A 21,392-nucleotide genomic window follows, 5' to 3' on the forward strand; every position below is an offset into this window, starting at 1 on the left:
GATATGCCCTTCGAGCGAACGATGGGCGGGGCGATCTGTGCGTCGTTTCTCCGAGACTAAGCGAAGCAACGGACCGGCATCACCACACAGCGGTCGCACGGCGTGTGGTGGCCGGCCCGCCTCGGACGCTCGCCGCCCCGGCGCGCCCCCTACTTCAGGGACGTCTTGCGGTAGGGCAGGACGTAGTCGACCAGCCCGTACTCCTTGGCGCCTTCGGCGGTGAGGATCTTGTCCCGCTCGATGTCGCGGGAAACCTGCTCCTGGGTCTGTCCCGTGTGCCGGGCCAGCGTCTGCTCCATCTGCTCACGGATCCGCATGATCTCGTTCGCCTGGATCTCGATGTCGCTGGCCTGGCCGTGGGTGCCCTCGGTCGCGGGCTGGTGGATCAGCACGCGGGCGTTGGGCAGGCAGCCGCGCTTGCCCTTGGTCCCGCCGGCGAGCAGCACCGCGGCCGCGGAGGCGGCCTGGCCGATGCACACCGTCTGGATGTCGGGGCGCACGAACTGCATCGTGTCGTAGATGGCCATCAGGGCGGTGAAGGAGCCGCCCGGGGAGTTGATGTACATCTGGATGTCGCGGTCGGCGTCGATCTGCTCAAGCGTGATGAGCTGCGCCATGATGTCGTTGGCGGAGGTGTCGTCGATCTGCACCCCGACGAAGATGATCCGCTCTTCGAAGAGCTTGTTGTAGGGGTTCATCTCCTTGACGCCGTACGACGTGCGCTCGACGTAGGACGGCAGGATGTAGCGGCTCTGCGGGCTCATCGGCGCCATGCCGCCGCCGTAGGGGCTGGGGTTGTACTCGGTCATGTTCTGGCCTTCCACAGTGCACCTGTCCACACGGATGGGTTCGCCGGTCACCCGGCCTGCGACTGCTCCCCGGTCACATCGACGGTTCCGTCGAGCACCTCGTCGATGAAGCCGTAGTCCTTGGACTCCTGAGCGGTGAACCAGCGGTCGCGGTCGGCGTCCTTCTCGATCTGCTCCTTGGGCTGGCCGGTGTGCAGCGAGACGCGCTCGAAGAACATCCGCTTCACGTACAGCAGCTGGTCGGCCAGGATGCGGATGTCGGAGGCGGTGCCCCCGATCCCTCCGGAGGGCTGGTGCATCATGACGCGGGTGTGCGGCAGCGCGTAGCGCTTGCCGGTCGCGCCGGCGCACAGCAGGAGCTGGCCCATGGACGCCGCCATCCCCATCCCCACGGTGCGGACGTCGTTGGGGATGTACTGCATGACGTCGTAGATGGCCATGCCGGCGGTAACCGAACCGCCGGGTGAGTTGATGTAAAGCGTGATGTCGCGCTGGCGGTCCTCGGCCGACAGCAGCAGCAGCTCGCCCACGATGCGGTTGGCGATCTCGTCGTCGACCTGCTGGCCGAGGAAGACGATGCGCTGGCGCAGCAGGCGCTGAGACGTCTGCTCGTACATCGAGGGAATAGGCGACTCGGGCGTACGGGCGTCGATTCCCTGGGACTCATTGAAGGTCGGCGGCACTCTCGTCACCTGCTCCGGACTCGAAACGGTTGCGACGCCTGCGACACTAACGCCCGCTGCGGTTAGGCTCGCACGATTGGTGGGCCTGTTCGCTTTGAGCGCAGGTGGCCGCGGCGCCTGCCTGGACTTTCCGCGAAGAGCGAACGAGCCCCGCGCCGACCCGAGCGGGCGGTGCGGGGCTCGAACGCCCGTGATGGAACAACCGCGGTGCCTCTCCCCGGGTGCGAGGGGGAGGCAAGCGGGCTACTTCTGCTCGGCCTCGGCGCTCTCGCGGACCTCGGGGCTGTCGGCCTCGGTCTCCAGCTCCTCGGCGCCCTCGGCGACCGCGGCCTCGGCGGCCGACTCGGTCTCACCGGCGCCGGCCTCGTCCTCGGCCTCGCGCTCGACCACGTTGCCGGACTCGTCGGTGATGGTGGCCTTCTCCATCACCAGGTCCAGCGCCTTGGCGCGGACGACCTCGGTGTAGGCCACCTGGATCTGGTTGGACTCCACGAGGTGGTTGGCGAGCTGGTCGGGCGAGACGCCCATGCGCTGGGCCTGCTCCACGACGTACTCGGTGAGCTCGCTGTTGTCGGCAGAGAGCTCCTCCTCGATCGCGATCTGGTCCAGGATGAACCCGGCCTTGACCGCGGAGGTGGCGCCCTGCGTGAGCTCCTGCTCGAACTCCTCCTCGGACTGGCCCTGGGACTCCAGGTAGGACTCCTTGCTCAGACCGCCCTGGGAGAGCTGCTGCTCCAGGCTCTGGTTGCGGCGGTCGACCTCCTCGCCGACCACGGAGTCGGGCAGCGGGATCTCGACCGACTCGACCAGCTTCTCCAACGCCCGGTCGCGGCCCTGGTTGAGCTGCTGCAGGCGGCGGACCTGCGCCATCCGCGAACGGATGTCGGCGCGCAGCTCCTCCATGGAGTCGAACTCGCTGGCCATCTGCGCGAACTCGTCGTCGAGCTCCGGCAGCTCCTTGACCTTGACGCTGTGCACCGTGACGGTGACGTCGGCGTCCTGGCCCTCGTACTCGCCACCGACGAGCTTGGTGGAGAAGGTGGCCGACTCCTCCTCGGACATGCCCTCAAGGGCGTCGTCGAGGCCTTCGAGGATGGTGTTGGTGCCGACCTCGTAGGAGAGGCCCGTGGTCTGCACGTCCTCAAGCGGCTCGCCGTCGACGGAGGCGGAGAGATCGATGGAGACGTGGTCGCCCTGCTGGACCGGCCGGCCGGCGCCGACGAGGGTGGAGAAGCGCTCGCGCAGGTTGTTCACCTGCTCCTCGACCTGCTCCTCGGTCGCTTCGGCGTCGTCGACGGTGACCTGCATGCCCTCGTACTCGGGCACATCGAACTTGGGTCGGACGTCGACCTCGGCCGTGAAGGCGAGCTCGTCGTTGTCCTCCAGCTTGGTGACCTCCACATCGGGCTGGCCGAGAGCGAAGATCTCCTCCTTCTGGATGGCCTCGTTGTACAGCTCCGGGACGGCGTGGTTCACCGCTTCGCTGATCACCGCTCCGCGCCCGACGTGCCGGTCGATCAGCCGAGCGGGCGCCTTGCCGGGGCGGAAGCCCTTGATGCGCACCTGCTTGGCGAGCGACTTGTAGGTCACGTCGAAGGCATGCTCAAGTTCCTCGAAGGGAACCTCGATGGTCAGCTTGACCCGGGTCGGGCTGAGCTCCTCGACATCGGTCTTCACGGGGCGGTACTCCTAGATTTCCGGCAGTTTTCCGGGACGACCCGGCACGCAGGGCACACTCCCCGACCACCGGACTGACGTACCGGCAGGCCGGCGCAGGCTGTGTCACCGAGCTGCGGGGCCTGAGCCTGGCTTTGACGTTTTCCTGCTGATCGTGCCAAGTCTAGGGCAGTCAGAGCGGCCCTCACGGCGCACGCGGCACACGCCCGGGCCACGAGTCTTCTCGTCGGGGAGGCGGGATTCGAACCCGCGGCCTCATGCTCCCAAAGCATGCGCGCTAACCAAGCTGCGCTACTCCCCGTGAACCTCGCGCCGGTGCGCGCGAAAACTTGGCACAACCCGCGCTGCGAAGACTGTAGTCTGGTCTCCGTCGGCCCCAAGAGTCTAGAGGAAACTCCGGGGCACTGGCGCCACGCGGGCGTAGTTCAATGGTAGAACTCCAGCCTTCCAAGCTGGCCATGCGGGTTCGATTCCCGTCGCCCGCTCTGACAGCCGAAGGGCCAGGTCAGCCGGGAGAACCGGCGCGCCTGGCCCTTGGTCGTGGAGGGTGCGTGCGCGGTCGCCGGGCGAACGAATCGGCACCCACGAGCCGTAGTCGGCAAGGAGTTCGGCGGGCACGAGTCCGGCTCCGACGCCGAACCCGTGTCCAGCACCGTGATCACCGGAGTGAGCGCCGCCCTCGTCCGGCGCGGCCGGGCTCCGCGAACTGCGACCGGTGGGGCTTCGCGATCAGAGCACCGGATTCGGTTCGGGCGTCGGCCGCTGGGCCCTCGCCGCCCTCATCTTCCTACGGCCGAACCAAGCCAGGAACGCGCCGATGATCAGCAGCGGGCCTGCGACCAGCCAAGCCATCGACACCGCGATGAAGCCGCCGAGGCCGGAAAGGAGGAGCAGCAAGGCCGCGGTCTTGGACGCTCCTCTGGCCAATGCCCCACCCACGATTCCCACAACGCCGATGAACACCGCTGCGAAGCCGAGGCCGACGACCTCTCCGGAACCCTCGGCCTCGAATGCCGCGCCGAGGCCGCCGGCCAGCAGCGCGAGCAGCGCGCTGATGATTCCGAATACGCCTCCGACGATGCCCAGGACCAGCGCTGTGGTCAGCATTCCCGGAACGCCTGCCTTGCTTGCCATGACGGCCTCTCTCCCCGCCTCCGCCCGCCTGCATCGGGCGCCCTCGACACTGCCGGCCTGAGGGACTTCCTTCCGGTTTCCGGGCCGGAGACTCGCTTCTCACTCCCAACCCTCCTCGGCCGAGAACGGCGCGGACACCATGGCGGCGAACCGGTCTCCCCAAAGGAGAGCAATCCCCAAGGGGCGGAAGCGGCCGCGCTCCCCCGTTCGTGCGGCAGAGGCGGCATCTGTGTCGACGAGCCGTATTCCTGGAGATCGCGCCTGCGTGACCGCCGAACCGTTCATGGGCCCGAAGCCGGGCGTGCAACCGTCGACCCTCCCGAGGGGAGCTCCCCGGCAGGTGCGGTGCCGCGTCCCCGATCAGGGTTCCGTTCCGGGGCCGCCCTTCGGTTCGGTGGGCGGGCGATGCGTGGTCTCCTCGCTCGTGTGACCGCTGCCGAACCAGGCGAGGAGCGCGCCGACGATCAGCAGCGGTCCGGCGACCATCCACGCAGTCGACACCGCGAGGAAGCCGCCGACACCGGAGACCAGAAGCAGCAGAGCGGCGGTCTTGGACGCACCTCTCACCAGTGCGCCGCCGATGACCGCCGCGACGCCGATGAACCCGGCGGTGAACGCGAGTCCGACGAAGTTCCCCGGGCCCCCGATCTCGAAGGCCGAGCCGAGGCCGCCGACGAGCAGCGCGCCGAACCCGCCGATGAGGCCGATCACGACCCCGATGCCGCCTAGGACCAGCGCGGTGATCAGCATGCGGGGAGGGTGCGCCTTGTCCTCCATGATCGCCCCGCCCCTGCACGCCCGCATTAGCGGCTCCTCCGCGATGCCTTTCCGGCTTCTAAGCCACTCTCTTTCAACCCTCCTCGGGCTGGAGCGGCGCGGCTACCATCGCAGCGAACCGGTCTCCCCAAAGGAGGACAATCGCACGAGGGATTCCGGAGGCGCGCGGCAGCGGCCTCACTCGGCCGTTCTGTCGTTGAGGCGGACGTGCCGTTGGCGGGCCGCCTGCGGCGTGCTGAGACCGAGGCCGAAGGCGATCTCGTGCCAGGTCATGTCGCGGCCGCGGGCCATGGTGAGCAGGCCCGACTCCAGGGCGTCGAGGTCGGCGCGCGTGCGCGGGGCCAGGGTGAGGGCGGCGTGGACGTCGGTGTGGTCCAGTTCCGGTTCGCCCGGTTCGCGGAAGGCGGTGCCTGCCGCGAGGTCGTGAACGCGGCGGACGGCGTCGAACGGCTCCATGACCATGGTGTCCTCCTCCCAGCGGCGGCGGGCCTCGCCGACCGCGTGGCGCCGGGTGATGTGGAACAGGGCGGTGTACTCGCGCTCGCGGCGGACCGCGCCGGCGGAGGACGGGGGCAAGGTGAAGGCGGCCGCGGGGTCGTTGCTGTTGCTGGTCATGAGGTCCCGTCCGAATCTTTTGGAGGCGTCGGTTGGCGTCCGACACGTCGGACGACGCATTGAACACCATGTTTTCAACATACCGCTTTGAACGTCTCGTTTGCAACGGAATACCGGGCCGCGCGGATATGTTGTCTGTGCGGGCGGAGCCGGATGGGTAGCCGACCGAGGTAGCTGTGCCGGCCGTGAAGGTGAGTGATGACGAACCCCGATCCGCTGCAGGTGCCCTCTCTTACGATGCGCTGGTTCTCCCGGCCCGACTCGCCTGCCGCACCTGTCGTGGTCACCGGCGCGTTCGACGTGCTGCACGTCGGGCACGTCCGGTTCCTCTCCGACGTGCGGCGGCGCCGGCCCGAGCTTCCCCTGGTCGTGGGGGTCGAGGACGACGCGCGTGTGCGCGGGTGGAAGGGCCCCGGCCGACCGGTGAACCCCGACGACGAGCGCGCCGAGGTGCTGTCCGCGCTGAGCTGCGTGGACGGGGTCTTCGTGATCTCCGGCCCCGGCGATGTCACGAGCTGGGACGCCTACGCCGACCTCCTTCGTCCGCTGGGCATCACGGCGCTGGCCTTCACCGACGGCGACCCCCATACCGAGGCCAAGCGACGCGGCGCTGCCGCGCTCGGGACCGAGGCGTGGGAGATGCCCATGACGCAGGGCCGGTCGACCAGCGCGGCGCTGAGCCGCCTCTCAGGGTCCTTGTAGCTTCCGAGCGGCTTCCAGACTCCCGGACTCCAGGGCTCCCAGTCCAGGAGTCCGGCAGCCCCGAGGTCGAGGGCCAGAAGTCCTCGGGACGCCGCCGCGCCGCCTTCGGCTCCCCGCGCGGCTCGCCCATCAGGCCCGGCGCGCTGCGCCGCGCGGGCGGGCCGGTACCCTCCCCACGCCCCCGCATCCGCGCGGAGCGGCGGGGAAGCAGGTATGTGTCTACGGTGTTGACACATCCGTACGAGCACCCCCGCGACATCCCGCGGCCTGCGGTAGGAGGCGTCGGGAGTGCGGCCGAGACGGATTGGAACGGGGTAGCGCGATGATGACGGGCGGTATGGGCGGCGGCCCCCCGATTTACCGGTCGCTGGTCAACGACGGCAGCGCCAAGCGCAGCAGCCTGCCGCCGGGCACCGTCCGGCGCATCGCGGGCTACGCCCGGCCGCACTGGCGCGCGATCGTGTTCTTCCTGCTGGCGACCTCCGTCAGCTCCGGCATCGTCGTCGCCAACCCGCTGCTGCTCAAGACCATCATCGACCGGGGCGTATCGCAGCAGGACACCTCGCTGGTGGCCATGCTGGCCGTCGGAGTCGCGCTGCTGGCGGTGTTCGAGGCCGGGCTCGGCCTGACGAGCCGCTGGCTGTCCTCGCGCATCGGCGAGGGCGTCATCTACCTGCTGCGCACCCAGGTGTTCCGGCACGTCCAGCGCATGCCCCTGGCCTTCTTCACCCGCACCCAGACCGGTTCGCTCATCAGCCGCCTCAACACCGACGTCGTGGGCGCCCAGCGCGCGATCACGTCGGTGCTGCAATCGGTCGTCTCCAACCTCATCAGCGCGGTCGCCGTGATCACGACGATGGTCCTGCTGTCGTGGCAGATCACACTGATCGCGCTGCTGCTGGTGCCGCTGTTCCTGCTCCCGGCGAAGCTCATCGGACGCAAGGTCGCCGAGATCTCCCGCGACGGGATGGACCTCAACGCCGGCATGAGCTCGCTGATGACCGAGCGGTTCAACGTCGGCGGCGCGATGCTGGTCAAGCTCTACGGCCGCCCCGAGGAGGAGGGCGACGCATTCGCCGAACGCGCCGCGCGTGTGCGCGACGTCGGTATCGCCCAGGCGGTCTACGGCGGGCTGCTGTTCACCATGATCGGGCTGATCACCTCGCTGGCCACCGCGGTGGTCTACGGCGTCGGCGGCAACCTGGTCATCGGCGGTGCATTCGAACTGGGCACGCTCGTCGCCATGACGACCCTGCTCACGCGGCTCTACGCGCCCATCACGGCGCTGTCGAACGTGCACGTCGAGATCATGACGGCGCTGGTCAGCTTCGACCGCGTTTTCGAGGTCCTCGACCTGGAGCCGATGATCGCGGAGAGCCCCGACGCCCGCGACCTGCCCCACGGCCCGCTCTCGGTGGAGTTCGACGGCGTCACCTTCCGCTACCCCACCGCCGACGAGTCGTCCCTGGAGTCGCTGGAGCTGACCCCGCAGGCCGAGTCCACCGCCGACACCCAGGTGCTCAGCGACGTCTCCTTCACCGCCGAGGCCGGCCGGCTCGTCGCTCTGGTGGGCCCCTCGGGCGCCGGCAAGACGACGCTGACCCACTTGGTCTCGCGGCTGTACGACCCGCTGGAGGGCTCGGTGCGCATCGGCGGCGTCGACCTGCGCGAGGCGACCGACCGCTCACTGCGCGACGCCACGGGCGTGGTGACCCAGGACCCGCAGCTCTTCCACGACACCGTCGGGGCCAACCTGCGCTATGCGCGCCCGGACGCCACCGACGAGGAGCTGGTCGAGGCCATGCGCGCCGCGCAGCTGGAGAGCCTGCTGGCCAACCTGCCCGACGGCCTGGACACGATGGTCGGCGACCGCGGCTACCGCCTCTCCGGCGGCGAGAAGCAGCGGGTGGCGATCGCGCGCCTGCTGCTCAAGGCGCCGTCGGTGGTGGTGCTCGACGAGGCGACCGCGCACCTGGACTCGGAGTCGGAGGCGGCGGTGCAGGAGGCGCTGCGGACCGCGCTCGCCGGGCGCACGTCGCTGGTGATCGCGCACCGGCTGGCGACCGTGCGGGAGGCGGACCAGATCCTGGTGCTGGAGGACGGCCGGATTCTGGAGCGGGGCACCCATGAGGAGCTGCTGCGCGAGGGCGGCCTCTACACGGCGCTGTATCGGACCCAGTTCGCCTCGCAGGAGAAGGAGGAGCGGGGCGCCGCCGCCACGCGCGCCTGAGCGCTCAGCGCCCCGCAGCGGCCCCGCGCCTCCGCCGAGCGGAATGAGGCCGCTGCCGGTGCATGCGCCTGTGCGCCCCGTCGGCCGCCGCGCGCCGCCACCGTGCAGCACCGGGTCCGGACACACACGGACAGAGAGATACACGTCACGCATTAATTCACTTTGCGCATTTTTTCATATAGTGCAATGATTGAGGAGACGACGTAGAGAGCATCCGGCACTCGACCGAGGGGGTGGACCGATGGGCCTGCGCGAGCGCAAGAAGGCGACCACGCGGCGCGCGCTCCAGCGAGCGGCGGTCCGCTTGGCGGTCGAACACGGCTCGGAGCACGTGACCGTCGACGACATCGCCGCCGCGGCAGACGTCTCCAAGCGCACGTTCTTCAACTACTTCTCCTCCAAGGAGGAGGCGATCGTCGGGGACGGTCCGCCGCGCCCGGACGACGAGGCCCGTGCGATCTTCGTCGCCCGCGGCCCCACCGGCGACCTGCTGGACGACCTGAAGATCTTCCTGATCTCCCCGCTGGCCGGCTCCGACGCCGAGGACCTGGGCCAGCGGCTCGCCGACGTCCACGAACGCAAGCGCCTCGTGCAGCACGAACCGCACCTGGCGCCGCGGGTCATGGCCGCCTTCGCCGACATGGAGCGGTACGTGGGCGAAAGCGTCGCGGAGCGCCTCGGCGAGGACTCCGATGACATCCGCCCGCAGATCGTCGCGTCGCTGGGGATCACCGCCATGCGCTTCTCCATGCGCCGCCTGCACACCCACGCGGCCTCCGAGGGCTCCGCGGGCGCCCGGGACGACGTGTCCGAGCTCCGCGGACTGTTCGACCAGGCTTTCGACGCGCTCCGGCGCACGTTCCGCCCGGCTGCCTAGAACACGCACCGGTCTCACACGCAGCGGGCGGCCGACGCCCCTGCCTGGCGGGGGCGTCCGCCGTCCACACAAGATCCGACCAGGGGAAGCGAGAGAATCCGCCGATGACATCGACTCGGGGGCAGCAGCCGCCCGGTCCCGCAACGGAGCAGGACTCCGGGGGGCCGTTGCCGCGGCGCAAGGTGATGTGGGTCTTTTTCGGGGTCATGCTGACGATGCTGCTCGGCGCCCTGGACCAGACCATCGTCTCCACGGCCCTGCCGACCATCGTGGGCGAACTGAACGGCCTGGAGCACCTATCCTGGGTGGTCACCGCCTACATGCTCGCCGCCACCGTCGGGATGCCGATCTACGGCAAGGCCGGCGACCTCTTCGGCCGCAAGGTCGTGTTCCAGTTCGCCATCATCGTGTTCCTCGCGGGTTCGGTGCTGTGCGGCATCGCCCAGGACATGAACCAGCTCATCCTCTTCCGCGCCCTGCAGGGCATCGGCGGCGGCGGGCTGATGATCAGCGCGCAGGCCATCATCGCCGACATCGTCTCCGCCCGCGACCGCGGTCGCTACATGGGCCTCATCGGCGGCGTCTTCGGCCTCGCGTCGGTCGCCGGCCCGCTGCTGGGCGGGGTGTTCACCGACCACCTCTCCTGGCGCTGGATCTTCTACATCAACCTGCCGCTGGGCGCCGCCGCGCTGCTGGTCACCAGCATCGTGCTGAAGCTGCCCCGGCCGTCGGGCCCGCGCCCCAGGCTGGACTACGCGGGCACGCTGCTGCTGGCCGCGGCCAGCGTGTGCCTGGTGCTGGTCAGCAGCTGGGGCGGCACCGAGTACGACTGGTCCAGCCCGGTGATCATCGGCCTGGGCGCCGGCGCGGCCGTCGCCGCTGCACTGTTCGTGCTCGCGGAGCGCCACGCGAACGAGCCCATCATCCCGCTGCGCCTGTTCGCCGACCGCGAGTTCGTGCTGACCTCGCTGGTGGGCATCACCGTGGGGATCGCGATGTTCTCCACGGTCTCCTACCTGCCGACGTTCCTGCAGATGGTCAACGGCGCCAGCGCCACAGAGTCGGGCCTGCGGATGATCCCGATGGTCGCGGGCATGCTGACCGCCACCATCACCACCGGCCAGATCATCAGCCGGACCGGGCGCTACAAGGTCTGGCCGATCGCCGGAACCGCGGTGATCATGGCCGGTTTGCTGCTGCTCTCGCGGATGGACGCCGACACGTCCTACCTGTACAACGCGTCGGCCATGCTGGTGCTCGGCCTGGGAGTCGGCATGGTGATGCAGAACCTGGTGCTGATCGTGCAGAACTCGGCGCCGCAGCGCTACCTGGGCACGGCCACCTCGGCCACCAACTACTTCCGCCAGATCGGCGCCTCGCTCGGCATCGCGGTGTTCGGCTCGATCTTCGTCAGCCGGCTCAACGACGAGGTGGCCGACATGCCCGCCGCCGGGTCGCAGTTGCAGGCCGGAGGCGGCGGGGCGGGGCTGAGCTCGCTCACCCCCGACATGCTGGAGCGGATGCCCGAGCAGGCCCAGCAGCTGATCGTGCACGCCTTCGCCGACGCCCTGCCGCCGATCTTCATCTACGGGGTGCCGGTCGTGCTGTTCGGATTCGTGCTGGCGTTCTTCATCCGCGAGAAGGCACTGGCCACCACCGTGGGCGCCAGCGGAGGCGAGGGGGAAGGCGGCGCCGAGAGCGCGCCGAAGCCCGCCGCGGCCCCGGTCGGCGACTAGCTGCGGGAGCCGCGGGGTGGGAGTCCGCTGCGGACGGCCGGAGGCGCCGCAGCGGACCCGCGAACGGATGCGGGGCGGACGCCGGGCACGCGGCCGCCCCGCATCTCTTCTCGCGAGGGGCACGTCCGACCGGGTCGGGACGTGCGGGCAGGGCGTTCCGGCGGGAGACTACCGCTTGGCCTTCTTGGACTTCTTGGCCTTCTTGGCCTTCTTCGCCTGCCCGTCCCTCGCGGGCTTCTCGTCCTCCGTGCCGCTCTCCGCATCCACCGGAGCCGCCGCTCTATCCGTCCCGGCGGCCTCGCCGCGGCTCCCCTTCGCCTTGCCCTTCTTGTCCTTGACCTTCCGGGCCTTGGCCTTGCCGTCTTTCTCGGCCTTCTTGGCCTGCTTGTCTTTTTTGTCCTTCTTCGCCTTCTTGGACTTCTTCGGCTTCTTCGGCTTCTTGGCGTCCTTGGACGTGACACGCTCCGCCAGGGACTCCGGAAGCGCCGCGGTTCCGGGCCCGCCCGCGCGGATCCAGTCGTCGAGGTCGTCGATCAGCCGGTCCTCGGTGAACTCGCCGAGCCAGACCGGGCGCCCACCCCCCTCGCGCCCCTCCGTCGAGGGCTGTACGACCACGACGTTGGCCTGGAAGCACGGCCCCAGGCAGGTGCTCGTGCGCACGGGAACATCGCGCCCCGCGCCGTCGCGCAGGCCGCTCAGCCGTTTCAGCTGGCCCTCGTGGTCGACGCCCGGCCGCTTCTCGGTCGTACCGCAGCAGCAGCCGCGGCACACGATCAGGCGGCAGGGTCGGCCTGTCGGGGTCACCGGTGTCTGCTCCTCCTCGGCCGGCGGCGGTGGCCGTCCGCGACTCCGGGGGTTCGCGGAGCGCGGCCGTCGACACCACGGTATCCAGACATTTCAGGCAGAGGTCGCGCCGCCGGCATCGCCGCACGCCGCTACCCTGGACCGGTGACCTCCCCGACCTCGCCCGTCCTCGCAGCCGAAGGCGTCGACGTCGCCCGCTCCGGCAAGAAGCTCCTCGACCAGGTCAGCATCCTCGTCCGCCCCGGAGAGCACTGGGCCCTCCTCGGACCCAACGGCGCCGGCAAGAGCACGCTGCTCAGCCTGCTCAGCGCCGAGCAGCACCCCACCCGCGGCACCGTCGAGGTGCTCGGCCGGCGACTCGGACGCACCGATGTCCGCGAGCTGCGCCGCCACATCGGCCACGTCAACCCGCGCCACGACCTGCGCTCCGCGCTGAGCGGTCGCGGTATCGTGCTGACCGGCGCCACCGGCAGCATCGAGCCGCCGCCGCGCTGGCGCCCCTCCCCCGAGGAAGCGGCCCGCGCCGACGCCCTCATGGAGACGATGGGCGTGGGAGCGCTGCGTGACGACACCTGGCCGACGCTCTCTCAGGGCGAGCGCGGCCGGCTGCTGATCGCCCGCGCGCTGATGCCCTCCCCACGACTGCTGCTGCTCGACGAACCGGCCTCCGGGCTCGACGTCGCCGCCCGCGAGCAGCTGATCACCGGCATCGACGACCTGCGCAGCGAGCACCCGGAGCTGGCCACCGTGCTGGTGACCCACCACCTGGAGGAGTTGCCCGCCTCGACCACGCACGCCCTGCTGCTGCGCTCCGGCCAGGTCGTCGCGTCGGGCGAGGCCACGGACACGCTGGCCACCAAGCCGGTCACCGCCTGCTTCGACCACCCCATCGCCATCGAGCGCCGCGGCGGCCGGTGGAGCGCGCGGGCCGACGACGCGCCCGCCTGAGCCGGCTCTGCCCGGGTCCGGGAGCGGCCGCGCACACGACGCGGCCGCGGACGGCGGGTCGTGGTCCGCGACCGCCGCGGTACGGCGACGGGCGCCTAGGCCCTGTTTAAGAAGGTGTCGCTGCGAGGTCCCGCAACCATATGTCGATCACTGCGACCTGGATCGTGGCCTCGTAGCGCAGGGCAAGCTTGTCGAAGCGGGTGGACACCGCGCGGAACTGCTTGAGCCGCCCGATCCCGCACTCCACGGCATGGCGCTGCTTATAGGCCTCCCGGTCCACCCTCGGCGGCCGGCCGCCCGCCGACCCCTTCGCCTTGCGATGGCACCGCTGATCGCGGGGCTCGGCGATGGTCGCCGAGATCTTCCGCCGCCGCAGGTAGGCCCGGTTGGCCCGCGAGGAGTAGGCCTTGTCGGCCAACACCCGCTCAGGCCGGATACGCGGGCGCCCCGGCCCGGTGCGGGCCACACGGATGCGCTCCAGAACCCGCGCGAACTGCGGGCTGTCGCCGCGCTGGCCGGCTGTCAGGACCACCGACAGCGGTTTGCGGTGCTGCTCGCCGGCCAGGTGGAGCTTGGTGGAGAACCCACCGCGCGAACGCCCCAGAGCGTGGTCGCCGGGTTCGTCGCCGGGCGGCTCGGCCTGGCGGCCGGGACTGCGGCGCGCCCCGGCGGCGTGCGGGTGGGCACGACAGGTCGTGGAGTCGACCGCCACCGTCCAGCCGATGAGCCCGGCGGCATCGGACCAGCCCCGCAGCTTGGCCGCGATCAGCGCCCAGATCCCGGCGCGCTGCCAGCTCCGCAGCAGGTGGTAGACCGACTGCCAGTGGCCGTAGCGTTCGGGAACGTCGCGCCAGGGCACACCGGCGCGGGTGCGCCAGCGGATGCCGTCCAGCAGTTGGCGCCGTGTCCATGTCGGCGGCCTCCCGCCTCCGGGACGCGGGGGCAGCAGCGGTTGCAGGACCCGCCACTGCTTGTCGGTGAGGTCTTTGCGTCCTCCGATCGGTACCCTGGCCACCGAGGTCTCCGTGTATATGGGCTGCTTGGTCGTTGTCCCATTTACCGGAGACCTCGCTTGTGCGCAGTCCCGACATGCCGGGCAGCCCCGATCAACCCGGGCTTTTTAAACAGGGCCTAGCGCTGCCCCTGATCGCCGGAGCCGCCCTGTTCGCCGGAACCGTCCTGCTTCCGGTTCTGCTTCTCGTCGTCGGACAGGTACTCCGTCGCCTTGTCCCCGGCCTTGTCGATCTTGTGGTCGTACTTGCCGCCGGTCTTCTGCTTGGCGAAGTCCTTCACCTTGTCGACGCCGTGCTCGATCCTCTCGCTCTGCTCGCCGACCTTGCGCTTCAGCCTGTCGAACGCGCTGCCTTCGGACATGTCGCGCACCCCCTGTTCGGACACGTCGCGGACTTGTCCGGTCGCTTTCCGCGATACCCGGTCAGCGGCGCGTTATTCCTCCTGCACAGGCGTTTCCGCAACCGTCGGCTCCGGTGGGGCGCGCACGCCGGCCGTTCGCCGCCGCGGTCCCTGTCACACGCCGAGGATCAGCCGCGCCACCGTGAAGTAGATCAGCAGCCCGGTCGCATCGACGAGCGTCGAGACCAGCGGCGCCGACACCACCGCCGGGTCCACCCCCACACGGCGGGCCAGCAGCGGCATCGTGCTGCCGATCACCGCCGCCCAAGTGCAGATGGCGATCACCGAGACCGCGACGACCACCGCGATGCGCGCGCCCACCAGCGCCGTGCCGATGAGCATCGCGATCGCGGCGAGCATCAGCCCCAGCAGGAGGCCGACCCGCGACTCCTTCCAGGCCACCTTGGGCAGGTCGCGCAGTCGCACCTCGCCCACCGCCAGTGCGCGCACGATCGCGGTGGCCGACTGGGAGCCCACGTTGCCGCCCGTCCCGGTCAGCATCGGCACGAACAGAGCGAGCGCGGTCACCTGCTCCAAGGTCGCCTCGAAGCCCTGCATGACGTTGACCGTCAGCGTGGCCGCGACGATCAGCAGCAGCAGCCACACCGATCGTGCACGGGCCAGGCGCACGACGCCCGCGGCGACGTAGTGACCGGCCACCGGGCTGGCGCCGGACTGGCGGGCGATGTCCTCGGAGTCGGCCGCCTCGATCAGTTCCAGCGCGTCGTCGAACGTGAGCAGTCCCACGAAGCGCTCCTCCGAGTCCACCACCGGCAGCGCGACCATATTGGCCTGCTGCATCAGCCGAGCGGCCTCCTCGGCCGGCTCGGTGGCGCTCACCCGCGGCACCAGCACGTCGACGATGTCCTTGACGAGGCTTTCGTCGTCGCTGATCACCAGGTCGCTGAGCTGCACCGTGCCGGCCAGGCGGCGGCCGTCGTCGACCACCGGCAGCGTGTAGACCGTCTCGGCGTCGGCGCCGTTGGCCCGCACCACCTCCAGGGCGCGCCCGACGGTGAGGTCGCGGTGCAGGATGACGGTCTCGGGGGTCATGTAGCGCCCGACCGAGCCCTCCGGGTAGCCCAGCAGGGCCGCGGTCATCTTGCGCTGGGCAGGACTGAGGCCGGCCAGGGCGCGGGTGGCGATCTTGGCGGGGGCCTCGCCGATGAGCCGCGCCCGGTCGTCGGGGTCCATCGACTCCAGCAGCTCGTGGAACGCCGTGGCGCGCAGCCCCAGCAGGATCTCCTGCTGGTGTACCGGGTCGAGCTCCTCGAAGACCTCCAGCTCGCGGTCCTTGTCCAGGAGCCGGAAGGGCACCAGGGCTATATGACTGGGCACGCGCTCCAGCTCGTCGGCGATCTCGTAGGGCTGGTGCTCGGCCAGCCACAACCGGATGCCGGTGAGGTCGTTGGCTTCGACCAGCTCGGTCAGCTCCGCGGCGGAGTCGTCTTCGGCCATGCTGAGCACCCCCTCCTGACGAACGCGAAAACTCCGCTGGGGCGCGGGGGCCTCTGGACACGGCAACGAGGCACCACTCGTCTGCCCGGGGAACACGACGACCCTACCGCCGCGGGCGGGCGGTGGGGGACATCGCCCGCGGCGGGCTCAGTCGCGCCAGATGACCACGAGCGCGGTGTCGTCGTTCTTGCCCTTGCTGAGCGAGTTGACTATGGTCTCCGCGCCGGCGCCGAAGCCCTGGAGCGCGGCGGTGTCGGCGGCGCCGAGCAGGCGGTCCACCCCGGCGTCGAGGTCCTCGCCGGGAGTCTCGATCAGCCCGTCGGTGTAGAGCATGATGGCGTCGCCGGGGCGCAGCCGCCCCTTGACCGGGGTGTACCGGGTCTCGGGCATCACGCCCAGCACGACACCCTTGGCCTCGGTGGAGGACCACCGCCCGGCGCCGTAGTCGAACTGCATCGCCGGCGGGTGGCCGGCCGAGGCGAGCAGGTAGTCGCCGCTCTCCAGGTCCAGGCTCAGGTGGACCGCCGTCACGAAGCCCTCCCCGAGGGCCGTGCGGATGAGGTGGTCGTTGCAGTGGGCGAGGAACTCGCCGCTGGGCACCGCCGAGATCAGGCCGCTGAAGGCGCCCGATAGCAGCAGGGCGCGGGTGCCGGCGTCGACGCCCTTGCCGGAGACGTCGACCACCGCGGCCTCCAGGCGGTCGCCCTGGCGCATGGAGACGACGAAGTCGCCACCGAAGGAGGAGCCGCCGGCCTGGCGCAGCACCGCGGTCCCACCCCAGCCGTGCGGCAGGGCGGGCAGTTCGCCCTGGGCGCACAGCCGGTCGCGCAGCTCCAGCAGCATCCGCTCCCCGCTCAGCCCTTGCATGCCCAGGCGCTCGCGCACGCCCGAGAGCAGGTAGGCCACCACCGCGGTCGCGCCGATGGTCACCAGCAGTCCGGGGCCCACCTGGGAGAAGTCCAGGCTGAAGGCGGTGAACAGCAGCACCGCGGCGTCCACGGCCAGCAGGAACGCCAAGCTCTTGCGTTTGAGCAGCAGGCCGCCGGCCACCACGGTGACGATTACGGCGCTGGGCGGGAACCATCCGGACGGTCCCCACACCGCGCCCACGCCGATGCCGACCGCCAGCAGCACCAACGTGATCAGCACCAGCCGGTAGCGGAAGAGCACCTTGCGCCGCAGCAGCGCCACCACGCGCTGCCACAGGGAGCGCACATGGCGGAGGGCGCGGGCGGTGGGCTTGGCGTTCATTGTGCCCGCACTGTAGCGCGCACGGCCGTCCCCGGCACGCCGCCCCTGCTGCGCCGGTGCCGCTGGCCCCGGTATGGGACCAACCGATATTCCCCCAGCTGACATACCGATTCCCGTATACAATCCCGCACATTCCAGTATGGGCAGATCACGGCCCGTCCGTCGGGCCGGTCAGGAGGTCCCAGGCGATTCGAGTCGAAATCACAATCCGGGGCGGGCGGAAAACCGGCTGCGGTCCGGTCACAATCGGTGAGAGAAAAACCGCTCGCGCCGGGAAAGCGGACGGTGATAGGGACAGTGGACATGTCCTTCTCCCGTGAATCCTCCGCTCACGAGGCGGAGCCGGACCCGGTCGCGCGGTGGGACGTCCGGGTGCCCGAGGAGTCCGAGCTGCCCGCCGTCGCCCACGTCGTCCGCGAGGCGATGCTGATCGCCGACTACGACTTCGAGGAGGTGCGGGAGTCGATCGAGCGCGACCGCGCACTGGCGGCCTTCGACGGGGCGCGGCCCGTGGGCACCGCCGGAGTCCACTCCTTCACCATGACCATGCCCGGCGGCCCGCGCCGGGTCGCCGCGGTCACCGGCGTGGGCGTGTGGCCCACACGCCGGCGCCGCGGCGTCCTCAGCGCGCTGATGAGCAGGCAGCTCGCCGACATCCGCGACCGGGGCGAGGACGTGGCCGCGCTGTTCGCCTCCGAGGGAGGCATCTACGGCCGCTTCGGCTACGGACCGGCGGCCGGGGCCGTTGACTTCGACGTGCACACCCGCGAGGCCGCGCTGCGGCCCGATGCGCCGCGCGACCCGGCCTTGCGGCTGCGCCTGGCCGGCGCCGACGATGTGCGCAAGGAGCTGGAAGAGGTGCACAAGGCCGCCGCGGCCCAGCGCGTCGGCGAGTTCCAGCGCAGCGCCGCGTGGTGGGACAAGCTGCTGCGCGACAAGCCCGAGGACCGCCGCGGCCAGAGCGCCCTGCGCTGCGCTGTCGCCGAAGACGACGCGGGCCCTCTGGGCTATGTCCTCTACCGCACCACGCAGCTTTGGAGCGAGCACGGCGCCGCGGAAGGCGGCCTGCGGGTGAAGGAGGTCTACGCCACCGCGCCGGCCGCCGCCACCATGCTGTGGGAGCACGTGCTCACCCGCGACCTGGTGCTGCGGGTGTCCCACGACATGGCCCCACCCGACGACCCGCTGTTCCACCTGCTGGCCGACCCCTACCGCGCCCGCAGGCGCCAGGTCGACAACCTGTGGATCCGGCTGGTCGACCTGCCCGCCGCGCTGGAGAAGCGGACCTACGCGGCCCCGGTGGACGCGGTGATCGAGGTCGGCGACCGCCACTGCCCGTGGAACGCCGGCCGCTGGCGGCTGAGCGCCGACACCACCGCCGCCCGCTGCACCTCGACCGAGGCGGCACCCGACGTCAGCCTGGACGTCGCGCACTTGGGAGCCGCCTACCTCGGCGACACCCGGCTGGGCGGCTACCTGGCCGCCGGGCTGATCCGCGAGGCGACTCCGGGAGCCGTGCACCGGCTCGACACCGCGCTGCACCGCTCCGACCGGCCACACTGCGGCAACATCTTCTAGGACCGGCACAGCACCGCTGATCTTGTAGCTATCGTGAAGTAAAACGATTTCCAGTGACGATAGCTACAAGATCGACGGGGTTCAGCCTCCGCCGGGCAGCGGCGGCAGCTCACCCGAGCGCTCGTAGGCGCCGAGCATGTCGATGCGCCGGGTGTGGCGGTCCTCGTCGCTGTAGGGCGTCTCGAGGAACACCCGGACGAAGGCCTCGGCTTCCCGCTCGGTGTGCATGCGGGCCCCGATCGCGACGACGTTGGCGTCGTTGTGTAGCCGCGCCAGGCGGGCGGTCTCCTCGTTCCAGGCCAGCGCGGCGCGCACGCCGGCGACCTTGTTGGCCGCGATCTGCTCGCCGTTGCCCGAGCCGCCGATCACCACGCCGAGGGTCCCGGCGTCGCCCGCCACTCCCTCGGCGGCGCGCAGCACGAACGGCGGGTAGTCGTCGGCGGGGTCGTAGCCGGCGGGGCCGGCGTCGGCGACCTCGTGGCCCTGCTGCTTGAGCCAGGCGACGAGGTGCTCCTTCAGCTCGAATCCCGCGTGGTCACTGCCAAGGTATACGCGCACGTCTTCCAGTTTCCCATGAGAAGCGCCCGTCCCCGGCGCGCAGGCGCCGGTCGCGGGCGTGCGGACAGCGGGGCCGTCTCCGGGCGGCCCGGCCGCCCGGATCGGTCACAGCCCCTGGAAGAGCGACTCGCCGGTGGCGACCGTGGCGATGCCCATCCCCATGGCGGCGAAGACGACCAGCGAGACCACCGCGATGACGTTGGCCAGGACGATGGCCTTGACGTCCTTGCTCAGCGGGCCGGCCTTCGACTCCGTCAGCTTGCTCAACTCGCACCTCGAATCGGACGACCGGACACAGGGCGCGACGACGCCCACCGGGCGCCCCGCACCGCTGCCGATGGTGCCATACGCCCGCGGCCGTTGCGCACCGGGGAGGTGTTATCGCTGTATGCCCTTGACCTCGCAGAACTCCTCGATGCCGTGCAGGCCCCACTCGCGGCCCACACCCGACCGGCGGTAGCCCCCGAAGGGCAGCCGCGGCTCCACGCCCGCGCCGTTGATCTTGACCTGGCCGGTGCGCAGCCGCCGCGCCACCGCGAGCGCGCGGTCGGGATCGGCCGACCACACGGCACCGGAGAGCCCGTATTCGGTGTCGTTGGCGATGCGCACGGCGTCGTCCTCGGTGTCGTAGGCGATCAGCGCCAGGACGGGGCCGAATATCTCCTCCTGGGCGATGCGCATGCCGCTGCCGACGTCGGCGAAGACGGTGGGCCGCATGAAGAAGCCGCGCTCGCGGCCCTCCGGGGCCTCGGTGCCGCCGGCGACCAGCCGGGCACCTTCCTTGACGCCGACCTCGATGTAGTCGCGCACGCGTTCGCGCTGGGCCGCGGAGACGACCGGGCCCATGCGCACGCCCTCCTCGAAGGGGGCTCCCGGCTCGTACTTGCGCGCGGCCTCGGCGGCCAAGCGCACCGCCTCGCCGTACTGCTCGCGCGGGACGAGCATCCGGCTCAGCGCGTCGCAGCTCTGCCCGGTGTTGCGCATGACGTCGGCCACACCGTTGTTGACCGCGGAGGCGAGGTCGGCGTCGGGCAGGATCACGTTGGCCGACTTGCCGCCCAACTCCAGGGCGACCCGCTTGACCGTCGCCGCGGCCACCTCGCTGACCCGCGTGCCCGCCCGGCCCGAGCCGGTGAACGAGACCATGTCGACCCGCGGGTGCGCGGCGAGGGCCTCGCCCACCACCGGTCCCGTGCCCGAGACGAGGTTGAACACGCCCGCGGGCAGCCCGGAATCGTGCAGGGCCTCGGTCAGGGCGTAGGCGGCCAGCGGCGCGACCTCCGTCGGCTTGAGCACGACGGTGTTGCCCGCCGCCAAGGCGGGGACGGCCTTGAGCACGATCTGGTGCAGGGGGTAGTTCCACGGAGTGATGGCGCCGACCACGCCGTAGGGCTCGCGCACGACGAAGGACTCTCCCTCGCCCGCCTTCTCACCGGCGAACAGCCGCTCGCCGTGGGCTTCCACGAGTTGCAGGAAGGTGTGGAACATCAGCAGCGGGAAACCGGTCTGCACCTTCTGCGCGAACTTCAGCGGCGCGCCGATGTCGGTGGCGATGGCCTCGGCGACGCTCCCGGCCCGCTCCTGGAGCAGCTCCAGGGCGCGGGCCAGGTGCGCGCACCGCTCGGTGTAGGGCAGGGCCGACCAGGCGGGGAAGGCGGCGCCGGCGGCCTCGACGGCGCGGCCGACGTCGGAGGCGTCACCCGCCGGAACCGCGTCGACGACCTCCTCGGTCGCGGGGTCGATGACGTCGATGGCGCCGCTGGAGGCCGAGGGGGTCCAGGCGCCGTTCAGGTAGAGGGAACGCATGGCATCCACTTTCCCAGAACGGCGTTCTGGTACTCGGCCTTCGGGTGTGTTCCGGGATCGGCGGTTTCACCAGTGCGGCGGGCGCTCCTCCAGCAGCCGGTCGGTGTTGTCGTCGCGCTCGTCGCCCCAGCCGGGCCCGTACTCGTCCCTGGTGGTGTCGGGGAGGATTTCCAGGTCGTCCTCGCCCAGCTCCACCACGCGCTCGTCCTCGGGTGCACTCATCCCCAGGCCTTCCCGTCCGTTCGTCGGTCTCTGCGGGTCGACGCCGCCGAAGCGCGGAAAGTTCCGCGCCCGCGGGTACGGCCCATCGGTACTGTCCGCCGCGGCCGCGTGTCC

The 21,392-nt window shown here is 70.7% G+C and carries 21 protein-coding genes and 2 tRNA genes; 7 read left to right on the forward strand and 16 right to left on the reverse strand.

Annotation, left to right across the window (positions count from 1 at the left end; genetic code table 11):
* Positions 1-149: 149 nt before the first annotated feature.
* From RM446_RS03660 to RM446_RS03675, 4 genes are all read right to left on the reverse strand, one after another.
* Positions 150-809 carry an ATP-dependent Clp protease proteolytic subunit gene (locus RM446_RS03660; RefSeq protein ID WP_311543648.1) on the reverse strand — a complete coding sequence of 220 codons (660 nt, stop codon included), beginning with the start codon at positions 807-809 and terminating at the stop codon, positions 150-152.
* Between the two features lie 47 nt (positions 810-856).
* Positions 857-1,426, reverse strand: coding sequence for an ATP-dependent Clp protease proteolytic subunit (locus RM446_RS03665; protein ID WP_311543649.1), 570 nt, complete (start codon positions 1,424-1,426; stop codon positions 857-859).
* A gap of 309 nt (positions 1,427-1,735) precedes the next feature.
* Entirely contained in the window at positions 1,736-3,169 is a 1,434-nt protein-coding gene (gene tig / locus RM446_RS03670; protein ID WP_311543650.1) for a trigger factor, read from the reverse strand.
* A gap of 226 nt (positions 3,170-3,395) precedes the next feature.
* Positions 3,396-3,470, reverse strand: a tRNA-Pro gene (locus RM446_RS03675).
* Between the two features lie 113 nt (positions 3,471-3,583).
* On the opposite strand from RM446_RS03675, the gene RM446_RS03680 reads away from it, so the two are divergent.
* Positions 3,584-3,654 (forward strand) — tRNA-Gly (locus RM446_RS03680).
* 244 nt (positions 3,655-3,898) lie between these two features.
* On the opposite strand, the gene RM446_RS03685 is transcribed toward RM446_RS03680, so the two are convergent.
* The 3 genes from RM446_RS03685 to RM446_RS03695 form a co-directional block, all read right to left on the reverse strand.
* The gene (locus tag RM446_RS03685) at positions 3,899-4,276 is read right to left on the reverse strand and encodes a hypothetical protein (protein ID WP_311543651.1); all 378 of its coding nucleotides are present in this window, start codon (positions 4,274-4,276) and stop codon (positions 3,899-3,901) included.
* Between the two features lie 387 nt (positions 4,277-4,663).
* Positions 4,664-5,107: a hypothetical protein gene (locus tag RM446_RS03690; RefSeq protein ID WP_311543652.1), complete on the reverse strand. Its 444-nt coding sequence runs from the start codon at positions 5,105-5,107 to the stop codon at positions 4,664-4,666.
* 150 nt (positions 5,108-5,257) lie between these two features.
* The gene (locus tag RM446_RS03695) at positions 5,258-5,695 is read right to left on the reverse strand and encodes a DNA-binding protein (protein ID WP_311543653.1); all 438 of its coding nucleotides are present in this window, start codon (positions 5,693-5,695) and stop codon (positions 5,258-5,260) included.
* A 198-nt stretch (positions 5,696-5,893) separates the two neighbouring features.
* On the opposite strand from RM446_RS03695, the gene RM446_RS03700 reads away from it, so the two are divergent.
* The 4 genes from RM446_RS03700 (at position 5,894) to RM446_RS03715 (ending at position 11,240) form a co-directional block, all read left to right on the forward strand.
* Entirely contained in the window at positions 5,894-6,397 is a 504-nt protein-coding gene (locus tag RM446_RS03700) for an adenylyltransferase/cytidyltransferase family protein (protein WP_311543654.1), read from the forward strand.
* A gap of 337 nt (positions 6,398-6,734) precedes the next feature.
* Positions 6,735-8,627 (forward strand): ABC transporter ATP-binding protein, encoded by a 1,893-nt coding sequence (locus RM446_RS03705; protein ID WP_311543655.1) that lies wholly within the window; start codon positions 6,735-6,737, stop codon positions 8,625-8,627.
* A gap of 241 nt (positions 8,628-8,868) precedes the next feature.
* Positions 8,869-9,504, forward strand: coding sequence for a TetR family transcriptional regulator (locus RM446_RS03710; protein ID WP_311543656.1), 636 nt, complete (start codon positions 8,869-8,871; stop codon positions 9,502-9,504).
* Positions 9,505-9,608: 104 nt separating this feature from the next.
* A complete protein-coding gene (locus RM446_RS03715) occupies positions 9,609-11,240 on the forward strand; it encodes an MDR family MFS transporter (RefSeq protein ID WP_311543657.1) in 1,632 nt (543 codons plus the stop codon).
* 168 nt (positions 11,241-11,408) lie between these two features.
* Here RM446_RS03715 and RM446_RS03720 read toward each other — a convergent pair whose 3' ends face one another.
* The gene (locus tag RM446_RS03720; protein WP_311543658.1) at positions 11,409-12,044 is read right to left on the reverse strand and encodes a (2Fe-2S) ferredoxin domain-containing protein; all 636 of its coding nucleotides are present in this window, start codon (positions 12,042-12,044) and stop codon (positions 11,409-11,411) included.
* Between the two features lie 144 nt (positions 12,045-12,188).
* On the opposite strand from RM446_RS03720, the gene RM446_RS03725 reads away from it, so the two are divergent.
* Positions 12,189-12,992: an ABC transporter ATP-binding protein gene (locus tag RM446_RS03725; protein ID WP_311543659.1), complete on the forward strand. Its 804-nt coding sequence runs from the start codon at positions 12,189-12,191 to the stop codon at positions 12,990-12,992.
* Between the two features lie 106 nt (positions 12,993-13,098).
* On the opposite strand, the gene RM446_RS03730 is transcribed toward RM446_RS03725, so the two are convergent.
* The 4 genes from RM446_RS03730 to RM446_RS03745 all read right to left on the reverse strand — a co-directional run bounded on the left by RM446_RS03730 (position 13,099) and on the right by RM446_RS03745 (position 17,114).
* Positions 13,099-14,007, reverse strand: coding sequence for an IS5 family transposase (locus RM446_RS03730; RefSeq protein WP_311543660.1), 909 nt, complete (start codon positions 14,005-14,007; stop codon positions 13,099-13,101).
* 116 nt (positions 14,008-14,123) lie between these two features.
* Complete coding sequence (locus RM446_RS03735) at positions 14,124-14,390, reverse strand: antitoxin (protein WP_311543661.1); 267 nt, start codon at positions 14,388-14,390, stop codon at positions 14,124-14,126.
* Positions 14,391-14,519: 129 nt separating this feature from the next.
* Entirely contained in the window at positions 14,520-15,863 is a 1,344-nt protein-coding gene (gene mgtE / locus RM446_RS03740) for a magnesium transporter (protein ID WP_311543662.1), read from the reverse strand.
* A 147-nt stretch (positions 15,864-16,010) separates the two neighbouring features.
* Positions 16,011-17,114 (reverse strand): PP2C family protein-serine/threonine phosphatase, encoded by a 1,104-nt coding sequence (locus RM446_RS03745; RefSeq protein ID WP_311543663.1) that lies wholly within the window; start codon positions 17,112-17,114, stop codon positions 16,011-16,013.
* A gap of 303 nt (positions 17,115-17,417) precedes the next feature.
* Between RM446_RS03745 and RM446_RS03750 the strand changes: the two genes are divergently transcribed.
* The gene (locus RM446_RS03750) at positions 17,418-18,692 is read left to right on the forward strand and encodes a GNAT family N-acetyltransferase (protein ID WP_311543664.1); all 1,275 of its coding nucleotides are present in this window, start codon (positions 17,418-17,420) and stop codon (positions 18,690-18,692) included.
* 81 nt (positions 18,693-18,773) lie between these two features.
* Here the strand turns inward: RM446_RS03750 and RM446_RS03755 are convergent, their stop codons facing one another.
* The 4 genes from RM446_RS03755 to RM446_RS03770 form a co-directional block, all read right to left on the reverse strand.
* Positions 18,774-19,250: a ribose-5-phosphate isomerase gene (locus RM446_RS03755; RefSeq protein ID WP_311543665.1), complete on the reverse strand. Its 477-nt coding sequence runs from the start codon at positions 19,248-19,250 to the stop codon at positions 18,774-18,776.
* Positions 19,251-19,355: 105 nt separating this feature from the next.
* Entirely contained in the window at positions 19,356-19,517 is a 162-nt protein-coding gene (locus RM446_RS03760; protein WP_311543666.1) for a hypothetical protein, read from the reverse strand.
* 111 nt (positions 19,518-19,628) lie between these two features.
* Positions 19,629-21,056 carry an aldehyde dehydrogenase family protein gene (locus tag RM446_RS03765; protein WP_311543667.1) on the reverse strand — a complete coding sequence of 476 codons (1,428 nt, stop codon included), beginning with the start codon at positions 21,054-21,056 and terminating at the stop codon, positions 19,629-19,631.
* 66 nt (positions 21,057-21,122) lie between these two features.
* Positions 21,123-21,278 (reverse strand): hypothetical protein, encoded by a 156-nt coding sequence (locus tag RM446_RS03770; protein ID WP_311543668.1) that lies wholly within the window; start codon positions 21,276-21,278, stop codon positions 21,123-21,125.
* Positions 21,279-21,392: the final 114 nt, after the last annotated feature.

Source organism: Streptomonospora wellingtoniae (assembly GCF_031845375.1).
GTDB classification, from domain to species: Bacteria; Actinomycetota; Actinomycetes; order Streptosporangiales; family Streptosporangiaceae; genus Streptomonospora; species Streptomonospora wellingtoniae.

What these genes read in the sequence shown, in the direction of transcription:
- RM446_RS03660 (WP_311543648.1), bottom strand. Translation starts at nt 809, where the DNA reads ATGACCGAGTACAACCCCAGCCCCTACGGCGGCGGCATGGCGCCGATG.
- RM446_RS03665 (WP_311543649.1), bottom strand. Translation starts at nt 1,426, where the DNA reads ATGTACGAGCAGACGTCTCAGCGCCTGCTGCGCCAGCGCATCGTCTTC.
- RM446_RS03685 (WP_311543651.1), bottom strand. Translation starts at nt 4,276, where the DNA reads ATGCTGACCACAGCGCTGGTCCTGGGCATCGTCGGAGGCGTATTCGGA.
- RM446_RS03690 (WP_311543652.1), bottom strand. Translation starts at nt 5,107, where the DNA reads ATGCGGGCGTGCAGGGGCGGGGCGATCATGGAGGACAAGGCGCACCCT.
- RM446_RS03695 (WP_311543653.1), bottom strand. Translation starts at nt 5,695, where the DNA reads ATGACCAGCAACAGCAACGACCCCGCGGCCGCCTTCACCTTGCCCCCG.
- RM446_RS03700 (WP_311543654.1), top strand. Translation starts at nt 5,894, where the DNA reads ATGACGAACCCCGATCCGCTGCAGGTGCCCTCTCTTACGATGCGCTGG.
- RM446_RS03705 (WP_311543655.1), top strand. Translation starts at nt 6,735, where the DNA reads ATGGGCGGCGGCCCCCCGATTTACCGGTCGCTGGTCAACGACGGCAGC.
- RM446_RS03710 (WP_311543656.1), top strand. Translation starts at nt 8,869, where the DNA reads ATGGGCCTGCGCGAGCGCAAGAAGGCGACCACGCGGCGCGCGCTCCAG.
- RM446_RS03715 (WP_311543657.1), top strand. Translation starts at nt 9,609, where the DNA reads ATGACATCGACTCGGGGGCAGCAGCCGCCCGGTCCCGCAACGGAGCAG.
- mgtE (WP_311543662.1), bottom strand. Translation starts at nt 15,863, where the DNA reads ATGGCCGAAGACGACTCCGCCGCGGAGCTGACCGAGCTGGTCGAAGCC.
- RM446_RS03745 (WP_311543663.1), bottom strand. Translation starts at nt 17,114, where the DNA reads ATGAACGCCAAGCCCACCGCCCGCGCCCTCCGCCATGTGCGCTCCCTG.
- RM446_RS03750 (WP_311543664.1), top strand. Translation starts at nt 17,418, where the DNA reads ATGTCCTTCTCCCGTGAATCCTCCGCTCACGAGGCGGAGCCGGACCCG.
- RM446_RS03765 (WP_311543667.1), bottom strand. Translation starts at nt 21,056, where the DNA reads ATGCGTTCCCTCTACCTGAACGGCGCCTGGACCCCCTCGGCCTCCAGC.
- RM446_RS03770 (WP_311543668.1), bottom strand. Translation starts at nt 21,278, where the DNA reads ATGAGTGCACCCGAGGACGAGCGCGTGGTGGAGCTGGGCGAGGACGAC.